Origin of the sequence: Nocardia sp. NPDC058518, from assembly GCF_042719655.1 — a bacterium.
Lineage (GTDB): Bacteria > Actinomycetota > Actinomycetes > Mycobacteriales > Mycobacteriaceae > Nocardia.
This window is the reverse complement of record NZ_JBHXNJ010000008.1, coordinates 158,529-173,862: the sequence shown is the minus strand read 5'-3', so window position 1 is coordinate 173,862 and position 15,334 is coordinate 158,529. Positions and strand designations below refer to the sequence as shown.

General features: G+C 66.4%; 15 protein-coding genes. 8 read left to right on the top strand and 7 right to left on the bottom strand.

The genetic code is table 11. The annotated features are described in order from the left end of the window. Positions 1–14 precede the first annotated feature (14 nt). Positions 15–1,745, bottom strand: a complete 1,731-nt coding sequence (locus ACFWPX_RS16870) for a biotin carboxylase N-terminal domain-containing protein (RefSeq protein ID WP_378928126.1) — start codon at positions 1,743–1,745, stop codon at positions 15–17. A 300-nt stretch (positions 1,746–2,045) separates the two neighbouring features. Between ACFWPX_RS16870 and ACFWPX_RS16865 the strand changes: the two genes are divergently transcribed. The 3 genes from ACFWPX_RS16865 to ACFWPX_RS16855 are packed head-to-tail and all read left to right on the top strand — an operon-like array spanning position 2,046 to position 3,529. After that, on the top strand, positions 2,046–2,504 hold the full coding sequence (locus ACFWPX_RS16865; protein WP_378921779.1) for a MarR family winged helix-turn-helix transcriptional regulator: 459 nt from the start codon (positions 2,046–2,048) through the stop codon (positions 2,502–2,504). A 20-nt stretch (positions 2,505–2,524) separates the two neighbouring features. Then, positions 2,525–3,013, top strand: a complete 489-nt coding sequence (locus ACFWPX_RS16860; RefSeq protein WP_378928125.1) for a hypothetical protein — start codon at positions 2,525–2,527, stop codon at positions 3,011–3,013. 3 nt (positions 3,014–3,016) lie between these two features. Further along, positions 3,017–3,529, top strand: a complete 513-nt coding sequence (locus ACFWPX_RS16855) for a nuclear transport factor 2 family protein (RefSeq protein ID WP_378928124.1) — start codon at positions 3,017–3,019, stop codon at positions 3,527–3,529. A gap of 52 nt (positions 3,530–3,581) precedes the next feature. Here ACFWPX_RS16855 and ACFWPX_RS16850 read toward each other — a convergent pair whose 3' ends face one another. After that, entirely contained in the window at positions 3,582–4,322 is a 741-nt protein-coding gene (locus ACFWPX_RS16850; RefSeq protein WP_378928123.1) for a response regulator transcription factor, read from the bottom strand. 188 nt (positions 4,323–4,510) lie between these two features. After that, a complete protein-coding gene (locus ACFWPX_RS16845; RefSeq protein WP_378928122.1) occupies positions 4,511–5,464 on the bottom strand; it encodes a helix-turn-helix domain-containing protein in 954 nt (317 codons plus the stop codon). Positions 5,465–5,549: 85 nt separating this feature from the next. On the opposite strand from ACFWPX_RS16845, the gene ACFWPX_RS16840 reads away from it, so the two are divergent. Then, positions 5,550–5,717, top strand: a complete 168-nt coding sequence (locus ACFWPX_RS16840; RefSeq protein WP_378921772.1) for a hypothetical protein — start codon at positions 5,550–5,552, stop codon at positions 5,715–5,717. A 58-nt stretch (positions 5,718–5,775) separates the two neighbouring features. Here ACFWPX_RS16840 and ACFWPX_RS16835 read toward each other — a convergent pair whose 3' ends face one another. Beyond that, a complete protein-coding gene (locus ACFWPX_RS16835) occupies positions 5,776–6,375 on the bottom strand; it encodes a DUF3043 domain-containing protein (protein WP_378921824.1) in 600 nt (199 codons plus the stop codon). Between the two features lie 315 nt (positions 6,376–6,690). Between ACFWPX_RS16835 and ACFWPX_RS16830 the strand changes: the two genes are divergently transcribed. After that, positions 6,691–7,047 carry an iron-sulfur cluster assembly accessory protein gene (locus tag ACFWPX_RS16830; RefSeq protein WP_056816608.1) on the top strand — a complete coding sequence of 119 codons (357 nt, stop codon included), beginning with the start codon at positions 6,691–6,693 and terminating at the stop codon, positions 7,045–7,047. Positions 7,048–7,279: 232 nt separating this feature from the next. Continuing rightward, positions 7,280–8,206, top strand: coding sequence for a carbohydrate kinase family protein (locus tag ACFWPX_RS16825; protein ID WP_378921823.1), 927 nt, complete (start codon positions 7,280–7,282; stop codon positions 8,204–8,206). A gap of 58 nt (positions 8,207–8,264) precedes the next feature. Here ACFWPX_RS16825 and asnB read toward each other — a convergent pair whose 3' ends face one another. Continuing rightward, positions 8,265–10,208 (bottom strand): asparagine synthase (glutamine-hydrolyzing), encoded by a 1,944-nt coding sequence (asnB, locus tag ACFWPX_RS16820; RefSeq protein ID WP_378921821.1) that lies wholly within the window; start codon positions 10,206–10,208, stop codon positions 8,265–8,267. A gap of 483 nt (positions 10,209–10,691) precedes the next feature. Here asnB and ACFWPX_RS16815 point away from each other — a divergent pair, with 483 nt between their 5' ends. Together ACFWPX_RS16815 and ACFWPX_RS16810 are read left to right on the top strand one after the other, a co-directional pair. After that, positions 10,692–11,681: a cytochrome c oxidase subunit II gene (locus tag ACFWPX_RS16815; protein WP_378921819.1), complete on the top strand. Its 990-nt coding sequence runs from the start codon at positions 10,692–10,694 to the stop codon at positions 11,679–11,681. 10 nt (positions 11,682–11,691) lie between these two features. Next, positions 11,692–12,108: a cytochrome c oxidase subunit 4 gene (locus ACFWPX_RS16810; RefSeq protein ID WP_101463622.1), complete on the top strand. Its 417-nt coding sequence runs from the start codon at positions 11,692–11,694 to the stop codon at positions 12,106–12,108. Between the two features lie 136 nt (positions 12,109–12,244). Here the strand turns inward: ACFWPX_RS16810 and ACFWPX_RS16805 are convergent, their stop codons facing one another. Together ACFWPX_RS16805 and ACFWPX_RS16800 are read right to left on the bottom strand one after the other, a co-directional pair. Then, positions 12,245–13,741, bottom strand: coding sequence for an MFS transporter (locus ACFWPX_RS16805; protein WP_378928121.1), 1,497 nt, complete (start codon positions 13,739–13,741; stop codon positions 12,245–12,247). Between the two features lie 293 nt (positions 13,742–14,034). Further along, positions 14,035–15,306: an FAD-binding oxidoreductase gene (locus ACFWPX_RS16800; protein ID WP_378921769.1), complete on the bottom strand. Its 1,272-nt coding sequence runs from the start codon at positions 15,304–15,306 to the stop codon at positions 14,035–14,037. Between the last annotated feature and the right edge of the window lie 28 nt (positions 15,307–15,334).

Sequence of the window (15,334 nt, the reverse complement as noted above, 5' to 3'; positions counted from 1 at the left end):
GGCTCCTCTGCGGTTCAGTTCTGGATCCGGCACAGCACGGCGCCGCTGCCGATGCTGGTGCCGATGTCGGTGATCAGGCCGACGACAGTGCCTGCCTTGTGCGCGGTGACCGGTTGTTCCATCTTCATCGCCTCGATCACCGCGATGAGCTGCCCGGATGCCACGGAATCACCTTCGGCGGCAGCAATTTTCACGAGCGTCCCGGCCATCGGGGCGGTCAGTGAGTCGCCGCTCGGTGTCGTGGTGGCGTTCGCGCGGTTGGGGCGGGGCGAGGGCCGGGACGCCGGTTTGTGGCCGCGCGCGGGCAGGGTCACCTCCACCCGCTTGCCCCGGACTTCGAGCACCACCGTCTCGCGCGGCGCCGAGGCACCGGGCGTGGCGGCGGTATCCGGGTAGGGCTCGATGACGTTGTCGAACTCGGTCTCGATCCAGCGGGTGTGCACGCGGAAAGGCGCGTCGGTGAAGTCGGGGTCGGTGACCACCGCGCGGTGCAGTGGCAGCACGGTCGCGATGCCATCGATCTGGAACTCGCTCAACGCGCGCGCCGCCCGTTGCAGCGCCTGGGTCCGGTCCTCGCCGGTGACGATGAGCTTGGCCAGCAGCGAATCCCAGTTCGCACCGACCGTGGTGCCCGCCTCGACCCCGGAGTCGACCCGCACCCCCGGCCCGCTCGGGGTCCGGTAGCCGGTGATGGTGCCCGGCATCGGCGTGAAGTTGCGCCCGGCGTCCTCGCAGTTGATACGGAATTCGATCGAGTGACCACGCGTGGGGGGATCGGGGTAGTCGAGGAGACCACCCGCGGCGATGCGCAACTGCTCGCGGACCAGGTCGATACCCGTGACCTCCTCCGAGACCGGGTGCTCCACCTGCAATCGGGTGTTGACCTCGAGGAAGGACAGGGTGCCGTCGGCGCCTATCAGGAACTCGCAGGTGCCCGCGCCGCGGTAGCCCGCGGCACGCAGGATTGCTTTGGAGGACTCGACCAGCGCACTGTGCTGCGCGGGCGTGAGGAACGGCGCGGGCGCCTCCTCGACGAGCTTCTGATGACGGCGCTGGAGCGAGCAATCCCTGGTCGAGACCACGACCACGGTGCCTGCCTCATCGGCAAGGCACTGGGTCTCCACGTGTCGCGGGGAATCCAGATAGCGTTCGACGAAGCATTCGCCGCGACCGAACGCGGCCGTGGCCTCGCGGACCGCCGAGGCGAAGCACTCCGGGATCTCCTCGAGCGTGCGGGCCACCTTGAGCCCGCGACCACCGCCGCCGTACGCGGCTTTGATGGCGACCGGCAGCCCGTGTGTACGGGCGAACGCCACGACCTCGTCCGGATCCGACACCGGGCCGGGAGTGCCCGCCACGATCGGTGCCCCCGCCGCGACCGCGATCGTGCGGGCGGTGACCTTGTCGCCGAGATCGCGGATCACCGAGGGCGGCGGACCGATCCAGATCAGGCCGGCCGCGAGGACCGCGGCGGCGAAATCCGCGTTCTCCGACAGGAAGCCGTAGCCGGGGTGTACCGCGTCGGCACCCGCGGCCCGTGCCGCGGCGAGCACGGCCTCGACATTCAGATAACTGGACTGCGCGGTGTCGCCGCCCAGTGCGTAGGCTTCGTCAGCGGTGCGGACATGCAGTGCGTCGCGGTCGGGATCGGCGTACACCGCCACTGCGGTGATCCCGGCATCGCGGCAGGCTCGTGCGATTCTTACGGCGATCTCACCGCGGTTGGCGATCAACACTCTACGCACGGTGCCTCCTGAAAGTTGTTGGGACGCTTCACCAATCGTCCGTAGCGAAGATCACCACATGGTGAACGGAACCTCCGGGAATCTTCAGGAGCTGCCCGGTCATGGCCCCGCACTCTGTGGGATTCGTCCAATTCATCCGGGCTGGTTCAGGTTTCGCTCCGCCCGGTTGCCTGCCGCCCGCGCCGGCCTTAGCATCGCGCGCTGTCACCGGGTCGACCGGGGGTCGGCTACCGGTCGCGATTACATGGCTTGCCATGTAATCTGGCGGTAGCCGCAGATCAACGACGATGGAAGGTGGGTATGGAACCGCTCGAGACGCTACCGATGGATCGGAGCAACTCCCTGGGGTACGTGATCAACCATCTGGCGCGGCTTATGGAACAGGCACTGCGCGATCGCATCGCCGGGCACGGCGTGGTGCCCGGGCAGTTCGCACAACTGCTCGCGCTGTACGAGGAGGAGGGGATCTCGCAGCTGCAACTCTGCGAGAAGGTCCGGATCGACCAGTCGACGATGGCCCACACGCTCAAGCGGATGGAGCGCGACGGCCTCATCCAGCGCACCGCCGACCCGCAGGACGGCCGGCGAGCGCTGATCTACCTCACCGACCGATCCCGTCGATTGCGCACCGCGCTGATCGATGCGGCTGGGGAGGTGAACGGCATCGCGACCTCGGGGTTCCCCGACGTCCGCGGTGACGACTTCATCCGCATGGTTCGACAGGCGATCGGCAACCTCGAGGCCGATCGGGCCACATGACCATCGAAGAGAGGTAAACCATGCTCTCCCGCATCCATCCCGTCGCGGGCACGATCGGATTACTCACCATCCTCACCTTCTGGACCTCGACGGTGGTGAGCGAGCTCAGTGGTTCCAAGGACGCGATCATCGCGGTGAAGCAGACCATCCCGTGGGCCCTGCCGATCCTGGTTCTCGCGCTCGCCGCCACCGGCGGCACCGGCTTCCGGCTGGCAGGCGACTCGACGATGCCCGCCATCGTCGCGAAGAAGCACCGGATGCCCTTCATCGCAGGCAATGGGCTGCTCGTGCTCATTCCCTCGGCGATCACCCTTTCGGTCCTCGCGGGCCGTGACGAGTTCGGGCCGTTGTTTTACGGCGTGCAGGCGCTCGAACTCGTCGCCGGTGCTACGAATATCGTGCTCATGTCACTCAACATTCGCGACGGCTTCCGCATCACGGGCCGTTTCGACAAGCCGAAATCGGAAAATCCAACCGCTACCATCGGTAGCGAGGAATCTCAGGGATAAATGATGAACGACACCATTCTCCGTGCCGAGCTGGAATCGCTGCGCGCGGAAGTCCGTGAATTGCGCGACCATCGTGAGATCGCGGCCCTCTTCGATACATTCTTCTTTTTCGAAGATCGCAAATCGATGGACGACGCGTGGGCGGAAGCCATTTTCACCGACGATGTCCTGCTCGAATTGCCGCCCGAGGATTATCGGGGCATCGAGGGAATTGCCGCACACATGACCTATGTGGTCAATCTGTTCGGCCCGACGCATCACACCACCACCGATTGCCACGCCGATATCGACGGTGATTCCGCCGCGGTGCGGCTCAATCTCACCGCCACCCATAAGCACGTGGTGCCGGGTGAGGCGCCGCTGCTGGTGTGGGGCTACCTCGATGCCGATGTCCGGCGCACCGCCGTCGGCTGGCGGATCGCCCGGATGAAGTTCATCAAGGTGCTGCGCACCGGCGAGGCGCCTCCCGGATTCGCGTTCGACGAGAACCTGAACGTGGTCGCGGTCAGCAGCTGAGTCAGCGAAGCCGCCGGCTCCTCGGGAGCCGGCGGCTTTCGTCGTACCTCGCTCAGGCTCGCGGCATCAGCTTGAAGCCGACACCGCGGACCGCGACGATCCAATCGCTGGCTCCCAGCTTCGCCCGCAGGCTGCTGACGTGCGTGTCCACCGTGTGCTGCGACCAGGAACCGTCCCAGACCTCACCCAGGATCTGCTTGCGCGACACCACGATTCCCGGCCTGCGCGACAGCATCAGCAGCAGGTCGAACTCTTTCCTGGTGAGTGCGAGCGCGCGGCCGTGCAGGGTCGCCTCGCGGGCACCCTCGTCCACGCGCAGCGCGCCACAGTTGGTGGTGGTCCGGCCGCTCTCCGGCTGCGGGCTGACCCGTCGCATGAGCGAGTCGATGCGGGCCATGAGTTCCCTGATGCCGAACGGGCGGGTGACATAGTCGTCGGCGCCCGAGCGCAGGCCGAGTACGCAGTCCAATTCGGAATTGCGATCGGTGACAACGATGATCGGAATCGTATGTCGCGCCCGGATGGAACGGCATACCTCGAATCCGTCGAAATCGGGGAGATCGGGATCGAGCAGAACCAGATCGGCGCGATCGAACAGCTTCAGCGCCATTCTTCCGGTGTCGACGGTGGCGACCTGGTGGCCATATCGGGGGAGTTCGCTGTCGAGCGATCCGACGGCATCCGAACCCGCCGCGATAAGAATTCGCCACGAGCGATCCGCGGCTATGAGATGAGGCTCGGGGAAATTCGGGGCGAGCTCGGTATCGGCTTCCTTGAGTTCGCTGCTACGCATGGCTCGAATACCCTACCGTCCAGGGCATCGAAATGCCGCGCTGACGACCACACTGCTACGGGCGGCCGGGATTTCACCTGTCCTTCTCAGGGTAGCCGACTCGTTTCATTTGTGCACTGTGGAGTTCGGCGCCTTTTTTGCGGAAAAGCGTTCAGATCGGTATTCCACACAAAATAATGGACGGTTGCTCAGCTGGCCGCGCCGAAGCGGCGCCGGTATTCGGTGGGAGCGATGCCGACGTGGCGCTGGAAGTGGTGGCGCAACAGGGCACCGGAGCCGAAACCGGACTCGTCGGCGATCCGCTCCAGGGCCATGTCGGTGGTTTCGAGCAGGTGCTTGGCGAACAGCACGCGCTGGGTGGTGAGCCACTTGACCGGAGTGGTGCCGGTCTCGGCGGCGAAGCGGCGGGCGAAGGTGCGGGTTGACATGCTGGAGCGGGCCGCGAGTTCGTCGACGGTGTGCGGGTGGGCGAGGTTCTCGGTGAGCCACGCCAGGGTGGTGGACAGGCCAGCGGAGCTGCACTCGGGGACCGGCTGTTCGATGAACTGACGCTGGCCGCCGTCGCGTTGCGGCGGGACGACCATGCGGCGCGCGATGCCGTTGGCGGCGGCGGTGCCGATCTCGCGGCGGACCAGGTGCAGGCAGGCGTCGATGCCCGCGGCCGTGCCCGCGCTGGTGATCAGGTTGCCCTCGTCGACGAACAGGACGTCGGGGTCGACGGTGGCCTCGGGGAACATCGCGGCGAGTTTGTCGACATAACGCCAGTGGGTGGTGCACTTGCGGCCGTCGAGCAGACCCGCCGCGCCGGCCAGGAAGGCACCCGAGCAGACGGTGAGGACGGTCGCGCCCGCGTCGGCGGCGTCGCGCACCGCTTCGAGAACCCGGTCGTCGTACCGGCCGATCGGGGAGGCGGGGATGGCGACCAGGTCGGCCTTCGCGAGTTGGTCGAGGCCGAAGTCCGGGGTTACGGAGATGCCGGGGGTGGTCGAGCGCAGTGGCTTGCCGGGCTCGGCGCCGCAGACCCGGAAGTCGAAGCCGGGTAGGCCGTCTGCGGTGCGGTCGAGGCCGAAAACCTCACAGACGACACCGAATTCGAACATGGCGAGCCGGTCGTTGAGGACCACGGCGACGTTCGAGAGCATTCCTCATCGTAGCTGGCTGAATCTTTACGCACAATGACAGAACAGCCACTTTCGGCTGAAAATCATCGAGCGCAAAATTACTGCCATGCTTACTTTCCTGATCGTCCTCGCCGCCATCATCGGACTCGCCGTACTGATCGGTCGCGGCACCACCGGAACCACCGGAATCATCGACCGCGACGCCCAGCGCATGGACATCGAACTCAAGGCCATCGCAGGCTACGCCGACTACATCCGTCCCAGTCATCACTGAAAACACGAATGCCGCCCCATCCGGGTGGATGAGACGGCATTCGAGGTTCGGGGAGAAATCAGACCGCGTCGCCGGGGCCGACTCGGGGCTTCGGGGCGCGCATCTTGCGGATTTGGGAGGCGCGGACGAAGGCGTACCAGCCGAGCTTGAAGCCGGTGTCCGTCGTGTCGGGGAAGCGCTCGATCACCCGGTTGTTCACGATCTTGCCGAGGACGAAGCCCTCGATGATCATGAAGACCATCATCACCAGCATGGCCAGGGTGACGATGGTCTGCAGGCCGGGGGCCACGAACATCGACAGGATCAGCACCAGCGCCATCGGCATGAACAGGCCGACCAGGTTGCGGCGGGCGTCCACCAGGTCGCGCACGTACGCGCGGACCGGGCCCTGATCGCGCGGCAGCAGGTACTTGTCCTCGCCGGCCAGCATGCGGGCACGGCGGTCCTGCACGGCGGCGCGGCGGTCGGCCGCGGCGGCCTTGCGGTCCTGTTTGGTGCCCTTGACGGCCTTGCGGCGAGCGCGGGCTTCCTTGGCGGTCAGTGGGGCGGGCGCGACAGGGCCGCGCCGCTTGCCTTCGGCCTCACGCCTTTTCGGCGTCGGCTTGCCCTTACCGGGGGTGGTCGAAGTGGTGGCGGCGGCCTGTTCGGAGCCGGACACCGACGGGTCGACGGACTCGTCGGTGGTGCTGGACTCGTCGCGACGGAACAATTTCACGTTCACCAGGCTATTCGATGATGCCGACCATCGGGAAATGCGGTCCGCTCAGCGGTGGGCCCGATCTCATACCAGGCGGTCTGCGACGCAGATCACGCCGTTATAGGGCGTACTGTGGGCGCAAGCACCCAGGTGGCGTCTACTCGGCTGCGCCGAGGGTGGCAAAATAGGAATAGCAGTTGCTGCGACAGCGTTGAAATCAGTCGTGCGCTGTGCACCTGAGGTCCGTTGACGGGCTGAGTCGAACTAGGAGTGTCCATGACTGTGCAGAACGAGACCGCCACCGAGACCCACGGTGCGACGCTGACCGACGCTGCCGCCATCAAGGCGAAGGCGCTGCTCGACCAGGAGGGCCGCGACGACCTGGCCCTGCGGATCGCTGTGCAGCCCGGTGGCTGTGCCGGTCTGCGCTACCAGCTGTTCTTCGACGATCGCATCCTCGACGGTGACATCGTCGTCGAGTTCTCCGGCGTGAAGCTGGCTGTCGACCGCATGAGCGCCCCGTACATCGACGGCGCCTCGATCGACTTCGTCGACACCATCGAGAAGCAGGGCTTCACCATCGACAACCCGCAAGCCACCGGCTCTTGCGCCTGCGGCGATAGCTTCAACTGATGTTCGGCGCCGCGAGTTAGCGGCGCCGTAACCTCGCGCTCCAGGTCACGGCCGTGAACATTGTGGTTGCGTGGCGAGGTAGCGAACAGGTGAACCACAGGCGGTAGCGCTTGCTAACGTTGAAGTCCGGGATCCGGTGATCCCGGACTTCTTTGTCTTCCTACCTCTAGCGTCGAAGGGGCCATGCCTCGTGTCTGTTGCCGTGTCCGCATCCATCGCCACCGACCACCTCATGCGCTTTCCCGGCCGGTTCGCCGATGCGCTGCTCGCTGATCAACTCGATCATGTGTCCCTGAGCTTTCTCGTCGACGATCTGCAGATCCGCCGTGGCGGAGTGGCGGGCAACATCGCCTACGCGATGGGGCTGCTGAAGCAGCGTCCGGTGCTCGTCGGTGCCGTCGGCGCCGATTTCGCCGAGTACCGCCAGTGGCTGGAAGCCAGCGGCGTCGACTGCTCGGCGGTGCACGTCTCCACGACGTCGCACACCGCGCGGTTCGTGTGCACCACCGATGAGACGATGGCGCAGATCGCGTCGTTCTACCCGGGTGCGATGAGCGAGGCGCGCGATATCGACATCGCCGCGATCGCCGCCGCGCACGATATCGACCTGGTGCTCGTGGGCGCGAACGATCCGGAGGCGATGGTCGCGCACACCCGCCAGGCCAAGGCGAAGGGCATCGCCTACGCCGCCGATCCGTCCCAGCAGCTGGCCCGCCTCGACGGCGAGCAGGCGAGCGAACTGGTCGACGGTGCGGCCTACCTGTTCACCAACAAGTACGAGTGGGCCCTGCTGCAGCAGAAGACCGGCCTCAGCGAAGCCGACATCACCGCCAAGGTCGGCATCCGGGTCACCACGCTGGGCTCCGAGGGTGTGCTCGTGGTCGACGCCGACGGCACCGAGGTCCGCGTCGGCGTGGTGCCCGAGGTGGCCAAGGTCGACCCGACCGGTGTCGGCGACGGTTTCCGCGCCGGCTTCCTCACCGCCCACCGCGCGGGCCTGAGCCTGGAGCGCGCCGCCCAGCTCGGCTCCCTGATCGCCGTCCTCATCCTGGAGACCACCGGCACCCAGGAGTGGACCCTCAACACCGAAGACGCACTCGAGCGCCTCACCAAGGCCTACGGCACCGACGCCGCCGACGAACTGGCCTTCCTGCTCTGACCTACGGAACACGAACGCCCCCTGGACTCTTTCGAACCAGGGGGCGTTTTTCCGTGGGTTACAGCGAGACCGGGTAGACCGGTTCTTGGATCTCCGGCTTGATGCGGTCTTCGACGAAGATGCCGTGCCAGACCATGAAGACCAGGACGGTCCAGAGGCGGCGGCTGTGGTCCGACAGGCCTGCCTTGTGGTCGCGGAGCATCTGGAGGATGGCCGGCTTGTTCAGCAGGTGGTCGGTCTGGGACTCGGCGATCTGGGTTTCGGCCCAGTCGTAGAGTTCGGTGCCGCGCAACCAGTGGCGCAACGGGACCGGGAAGCCGAGCTTGGCGCGGTGGAGGACGTGGTCGGGGACGATCCCGTCCAGGGCCCGGCGCAGCGCGTACTTCGAGGTTTCCTTGGTGATCTTCTGGTCGAAGGGGATGCCTTCGGCGACGCGCATGACCTCGTTGTCCAGGAACGGCACGCGCAGTTCCAGTGAGTTGGCCATGGTCATCTTGTCGGCCTTGACCAGGATGTCGCCGCGCAGCCAGGTGAACAGGTCGAGGTGCTGCATGCGCGCGACCGGGTCCCAGCCCGCGGACTGGGCGTAGATCGGGGCGGTCACGTCCTGGTGGGTCCACTCGGGGCGGAAGTCGCGCAGCACCGCGCGCAGCTGGGCGTCGTTGAAGCTGCGGGCGTTGCCGTAGTAGCGCTCTTCGAGCGACAGCGATCCCCGGTGCAGCAGCGACTTGCCGCGCCTGCCGTCGGGGATCTTGTCGCTGAGTTTGCCGACGAGCTTGCGCACACCGCTCGGCAGGTACTCGAAAGGCTTGAGCGACAACGGTTCCCGGTAGATCGTGTAGCCGCCGAACAGTTCGTCGGCGCCCTCGCCGGAGAGCACCACCTTGACGTGCTTGCGGGCTTCCTTGGCCACGAAGTACAGCGGGACGAGGGCAGGGTCGGCGACCGGATCGTCGAGATACCAGACGATCTCGGGAATCGCGGCGGCGAACTCGGCGGGGGAGACCACCTTGACGATGTGGCGGGCGCCGATCAGCTCGGCGCTCTCGGCGGCCACGTCGACCTCGGAGTACCCCTCGCGCTCGAAGCCGGTGGTGAAGGTGATCAGCTTCGGGTTGTGGCGCATGGCCAGCGCGGCGATAGCGGTGGAATCGATGCCGCCGGACAGGAACGAACCGACGGTGACGTCGGCGCGCATGTGCTTGGCGACCGAGTCCTCCAGCGCGGCGGCGATCTCGGCGTAGCGGGCCTTCTCCGAACCCTCCGCGAACGGGCGAACCCGGAAGTCGGGGCGGAAGTAGCGGGTCGTCACCGGCTCCTGGCCGAGCTTCACCGTGGCGTAGTTGCCGGATTCGAGGCGGCGGATGTTGCGGTGCAGCGACTCGGGCTCTGGCACGTACTGCAGCACCGTGTAGTGCTCTAGCGCGCGCGGATCGAGCTCGTCGGACAGGTCGAGTGGGCTCAGCAGTTCCAGCAGGCTCTTCTTCTCGCTGGCGAAGGCGGTGCCGCCGGGGCCGGTGGCGATGAACAGCGGCTTGATGCCGAACGGATCGCGCGCCAGGAACAGTTCCGAAGTCTCGGTGTCCCAGATCGCGAAGGCGAACATGCCGCGCAGCTTGCGCACGGCCTCGGGGCCCCAGAAGTGGAAGGCGGCCACGATGGCCTCGCCGTCACCGTCGGTGGCGAAGATCTTGGCATCGGGGAATTCGGCGCCGTGCTCGGCGGCCAGCTGCTCGCGCAGCTCGAGGTAGTTGTAGATCTCGCCGTTGAAGGTCATCGCGTAGCGCTGCGGGTTGTCCGCGGGGCCCCAGCGCAGCGGCTGGTGCGAGTGCTCGATATCGATGATGGACAGGCGGTTGAACCCGAAGATCATGTGATCGTCGTGCCAGGTGCCCTTCTCGTCCGGGCCACGATGCCGCTGGCAGTGCAGCGCGTCGTACACCTGATCGACCACCGCGGTCGTCGCGGAATCAGCTGTCAGGAATCCGAGCAGTCCGCACACGGTGTCGACCAACCTTCTCTCGTTCGATGATGGGTGGCCACAAACGGGCCGAAACGCTGTGTCCGAGTATGCCGCACACCTGCCCGACACGCCGCGCTCGCCCGCTCGCGCAGGGCACCCGGGGACCAGACGGGGGTCAAACCGCAGGTCGCGATGATCGGTGACGTCACGGCGGAGTGTCGAAAGTGACCCCGCGACAAGACAGTGCCCCCTTTGGTCTACGCTGCGTAGTACTCAGGTCCTTCTCAGGTGTGCAGGCGTCACAGCGGCAATACTTCGGGACGGCCTGAAACTGCTTTGAAGAGGTGTCGGAACGGGCGAATCGCCGCCCGGACGACGCAATGTGTCGGAATGTGTGGCGACCAGGAAGGCGTGAGCGTGGCGCACAAGGCGAGCGAAGAGATCGGGGCACGACCCGTCAAGGGTCGGCAGGGCCGGATCCTTCGGCGGGCCGGGCTGGCGGTGTCCTTGGGGATCACCGCGATGCTCGTCTCGGGCTGCTCGATCGACAATGTTTGGCTCCGGTTCGGCTGGCCATCGGGTATCACCCCGCAGGCCACCCGGATGCGTGAGCTGTGGACCTGGTCGGTGCTGGCCGCGCTCGCCATGGGCGTGCTGGTCTGGGGTCTGACCTTCTGGACGGTCATCTTCCACCGCAAGCGCAAGAACTCCCCGGAGTTCCCGCGCCAGACCGGGTACAACGTGTCGCTGGAGCTGACCTACACGGCGATCCCGTTCGTGATCATCGCGGTGCTGTTCTACTTCACCGTGGTCGTGCAGAACTACGTGCACGAGAAGACCGACAACCCGGATGTCACCGTCGACGTGACCGCCTTCCAGTGGAACTGGAAGTTCGGCTACCGCAACATCAACAACGTCGGCGGTCTCACCTGGAACGGCATCGACACCGAGCGAGAGCTGCTGAACGAAGAGCAGCTCGCCGAATACCGTGAGCTGAAGAACGAAAAGGGTCACCCGCAGCCGGGTCCGTTGCACGGCAAGCCGGCCAACGACATCCTCTCGTACCTGCACTACGACAAGGTCGAGACCTTCGGCTCCAGCGAAGAGATTCCGGTCCTGGTGCTGCCGACCGGTAAGCGCATCGAGTTCCAGCTCGCCGCCGCCGACGTGATCCACGCCTTCTGGGTGCCGGAGTTCATGTTCAAGCGCGACGTGATGCCGAACCCGAAGGAAAACCAGTCCGACAACGTCTTCCAGATCTCGGAGATCGAGAAGGAAGGCGCGTTCGTCGGCCGCTGCGCGGAGATGTGCGGCACCTACCACTCGATGATGAACTTCGAGGTCCGCGCGGTCTCGCCGGAGAAGTACGCCAAGTACATGCAGGCGCGCATCGAGGGCAAGACCAACGGTGAGGCGCTGGCATCGATCGGCGAGTCGCCGGTGGCCACCTCCACGTACCCCTTCAACACCAAGCGCGATGCCAAGAGCGCTTCGGTGAACGAGAGCAAGTGAGGATTCTGATATGAGGATCGAAGCGCGGATCTTCGAACTGCTCACGGCCTTCTTCATCCTGGTGGGCATCGTCTACGGGTTCTTCACCGCGCAGTCGCGCACCGGCATCGAGTGGGCGGGCACCACCGCGATCGTGCTGACCGCGGGCCTGTCGCTGATCATCGGCACCTACTTCCGGTTCGTCGCGCGCCGCATCGACCTGCGGCCCGAGGACTACGAAGAGGCCGAGATCGTCGACGGCGCAGGCGACCTGGGCTTCTTCTCGCCCGGTAGCTTCTGGCCCATCCTCCTGGCGGCCGCTGGTTCGGTCACCGCGCTGGGCCTGGCGTTCTTCCAGTTCTGGCTGATCGGTCTCGGCGTGGTGCTCGTGCTCGCCGCCGCAGCCGGCCTGGTGTTCGAGTACTACCTGGGTGCCGAGAAGCACTGACACCGCACGACACGGTCGTCGCGACTCCCTCGAGGTGAGGGGGTCGCGGCGACCGTTTTCGTTGCCGGAAGAGGTGCCTTCGAGAACGACCGAGCCGGCCGTGCGACCGCACGACCGGCTCGTGGCATCGAATGCCTCAGTGCGCGAACACCAGTCCTTCCTCCTCCGGCCCTTCCACCTTGCGCGGAGCGGACAGCTGCACGATCCGGCGGGGCAGCGCCGCGGCGACAATCGCACCGATGAGCGCGGTGACGGCGCCGATCAGGAAGGCGATCGTGAAGCCGCGGTCCAGATAGAACACCGCGCCCTGCGTCATCTCCGGCGGGATCGGCGCGATGTAGGAGTTGTTCATGATCGTGAACGCGATGACCGGCAGGACGGCGGGGAACACGCTCTGCGAGACACCGACGATGCTCGCGGTGCCCGCCTGCAACTGCGGCGGCACTGCCTCGATCAGCAGATTCGGGATCGCGGCGTAGGCCATACCCATGCCCGTGCCGAAGATGCCCGCGAAGACGATCAGCAGCGGCTTGCTGTCGTGCACGGCGGCGGTCAGCGTGAATCCGATGGCCATCAACAGCATGCCGCAGGTCATCAGGATGCGGGGGCGGACGTCGCGGCGGCCGACCAGCACACCGACGAGCACACCGCCGACCACCACCATCAACCCCACCGGCGCCTGGAAGATCGCGAAACCCTCGGCGGTGACGCCGAATCCGTAGTCGAGCCCGAACACGGCGGGTGTCATGGCCATCATCGGCAGCAGGATGGTGAACAGCCCGCTGGCGCCGTAGCAGAGTCCGGCGCCGATGGTGGTGAGCAGTACCGAACGACGGCCGAGCACATCGAGGTCGATCAGCGGTTCCCGGATCATTCGCGCGCTCACCAGCCACACCAGCAGCAGCACCACGCCACCGGCGAGGTATGCCAGGGTCGAGCTGTCACGCCAGCCCCAAGTCGGCCCGAAGCTGACCGCGATGAGTACGCCGGCGATACCGCCGCCGAGCAGAATCGCGCCGAGCGGATCGATCCGTGAGCGCAGCCGCACCGACGATTCGGCCGTGGTGGCATAGATCAGCGCGCCCAGCACGGCGAGACCGATGACGAAGAACCAGAAGATGCTGCGGAACCCGTGATTGTCGATCAGCCACCCGGTGAGGAACGGCGCGGGAATCGCGATCAGCCCCATGCCGCTGGTCGCGATGCTGACCGCCAGCGCGATCGTCCTCGCCGGGAACACATCCCGGATCAGCGAATAGCTCAGGAACAGGCAGGGGATGAGCAGGCCGGTCAGCGCACGGCCGGCGATCAGGACCGCGTAGCTGCCCGCGATCGCGGACAGCAACGATCCCGCCGCGGCGACGGCCACACAACCGAGCAGGGCTTTGCGCTTGCCGTACATGTCGGCCAGCTTGCCGATCAGCGGTGCGGTGACGGCGCCGACCAGCAGGAACGACGTCAGCAGCCAGGCGCCCTGGGTGGTCTGGTAGTGCGCGGCGATCGAGGGTAGGGCCGTCGAGATCATCATGTAGCTCACCGCGAGCATCTCCAGGAGGAGCACGATCGAGGCGAGCGAGAAGATCAGGCGTGGGGTCCAGCGGTCCGCGGCGGGCGTCGGAGTGGAAGCGACCATCGGAGGTCCTTTCGAGGATGGGGCTCGCATCCGAAGAACGATCGGAATGCGTAACCGACATCACACTTTCTCCGAGTGATTCGTAGAGCCGACTATCCCATCCACTGGGAGACGGATATGCCTGATAGTCAGATCGCCGCTGTCGAACCCTGCATGACCAGCAGATACGCCGGTATCACATCGCGCATACGCGCGCAGATGGGTGCCCGAAAGCGTGAACTCCACGGCGGGAAACGAGAAACGCACGACGGGATGAATCATCCGTCGTGCGTTTCCCGTCGAGGAATCCGGCCTCAGACGCTGTAGCGCAGGGCCTGCTCCGAGCGGCAGATGTCGTCGATGCCTGCGACGATCTCGCGCAGCTGCTCCGAGGGCAGGGCCGAGGGGCGCAGGCGGCAGGTGAAGGTGATCAGGCCGTAGTCGGCCGGGGTGAGGCCGCGGGCGGCGGCTTCGGCGCGCAGGTACTCCGAGCGCACGCCGTAGGTCATCGCGGAGATGACGGTGAAGCAGCCCGAGCGTTCGCGGTGGGCGGAGAACAGGTCGTGCAGGCCGTAGAAGACCGAACCGTAGTTGGCCAGTGGGGCGAACACGCCGACACGGTAGGCGGGGCCGCGCTCGGAGGAGTTGATGACGGTGTCGGCCAGGTACTCGGCGTCGCGCATGGTGAGCACCTTCGGCGCGAACATCAGCGCGCCCGCCGCCGCGTTGCGCACCGGCATGCCCGCGCGCCCGCCCGCGGCGGAGGCGATGGCGCCCAACGACTTCCGGGTCCGCGTGCCGACCTCGCGCCGGGCCCGCAGGCCACGGGTTGGTGCGGTGGGGTACAGGCTCGACCACTGACCGAAGCGGACGGCGCCGAGGGTCACCTGGCCGGTGCCGACGGGGCGCGCCACCTTCAGCGGGGCGGTGTCGACCCAGCGGCCGACCTGGAGCGCCGCGCTGCCGGGGTTGGTGATCTCGTTGGTCGCGTGCTCGACGAAGGAGTCGAAGTCGAGGAACCGGTCGGCGTCGGTGGTGAGCATGGTGTGGTCTTTGTCGACCTCGACCACATCGAGAGTCAGCGCGGTGATGATGCCCGCGCGACCACCCGCGCCGAGGATGCGGTGGAAACGCTCGGTGTGGTGACCGCGCCCGCAGGTGCCGATCCGGCCGTCGGGGTCGACGTACTCGAGGTCGACGATCTGGTCGATGAACATGCCGTAGCGGTGCGAGGCGGTGCTCACCCCGCCCACGGAGGCGAAACCGCCCGCGGTGATGTCGCGATGATCGCCGACCACCGGCAGGCCGAGGCTGTGCGCGCCGAGGCGGCGGTCGATCTCGGACAGCTTCGCGCCCGCCTGCACGCGCACGGTGCGCCGGCCCAGGTTGATGTCGAGCACCGAGTTCATCTTGCGCAGCGAGAGCACGCCGCGCTGATCGGTCAGACCATAGGACTCTTCGGTCTGTTCACCGCCGCGCACCGTCAACCGTTCCGACCGGCCGCGCGAATCACGCACAGTGCGAACGACATCCGCCGTGTCGGTGGGGAGATATTCTTCGGAGATGACGGTATGCGGCGTGCCCATGACCGCATAGCTAACCACAGGTGCGCGG

Excerpts from the sequence above, each read along its gene's own strand:
- ACFWPX_RS16865 (WP_378921779.1), top strand. The coding sequence starts at position 2,046 with ATGGAACCGCTCGAGACGCTACCGATGGATCGGAGCAACTCCCTGGGG.
- ACFWPX_RS16860 (WP_378928125.1), top strand. The coding sequence starts at position 2,525 with ATGCTCTCCCGCATCCATCCCGTCGCGGGCACGATCGGATTACTCACC.
- ACFWPX_RS16855 (WP_378928124.1), top strand. The coding sequence starts at position 3,017 with ATGAACGACACCATTCTCCGTGCCGAGCTGGAATCGCTGCGCGCGGAA.
- ACFWPX_RS16850 (WP_378928123.1), bottom strand. The coding sequence starts at position 4,322 with ATGCGTAGCAGCGAACTCAAGGAAGCCGATACCGAGCTCGCCCCGAAT.
- ACFWPX_RS16845 (WP_378928122.1), bottom strand. The coding sequence starts at position 5,464 with ATGCTCTCGAACGTCGCCGTGGTCCTCAACGACCGGCTCGCCATGTTC.
- ACFWPX_RS16840 (WP_378921772.1), top strand. The coding sequence starts at position 5,550 with ATGCTTACTTTCCTGATCGTCCTCGCCGCCATCATCGGACTCGCCGTA.
- ACFWPX_RS16830 (WP_056816608.1), top strand. The coding sequence starts at position 6,691 with ATGACTGTGCAGAACGAGACCGCCACCGAGACCCACGGTGCGACGCTG.
- ACFWPX_RS16825 (WP_378921823.1), top strand. The coding sequence starts at position 7,280 with ATGCGCTTTCCCGGCCGGTTCGCCGATGCGCTGCTCGCTGATCAACTC.
- ACFWPX_RS16815 (WP_378921819.1), top strand. The coding sequence starts at position 10,692 with ATGCTCGTCTCGGGCTGCTCGATCGACAATGTTTGGCTCCGGTTCGGC.
- ACFWPX_RS16810 (WP_101463622.1), top strand. The coding sequence starts at position 11,692 with ATGAGGATCGAAGCGCGGATCTTCGAACTGCTCACGGCCTTCTTCATC.
- ACFWPX_RS16805 (WP_378928121.1), bottom strand. The coding sequence starts at position 13,741 with ATGGTCGCTTCCACTCCGACGCCCGCCGCGGACCGCTGGACCCCACGC.
- ACFWPX_RS16800 (WP_378921769.1), bottom strand. The coding sequence starts at position 15,306 with ATGGGCACGCCGCATACCGTCATCTCCGAAGAATATCTCCCCACCGAC.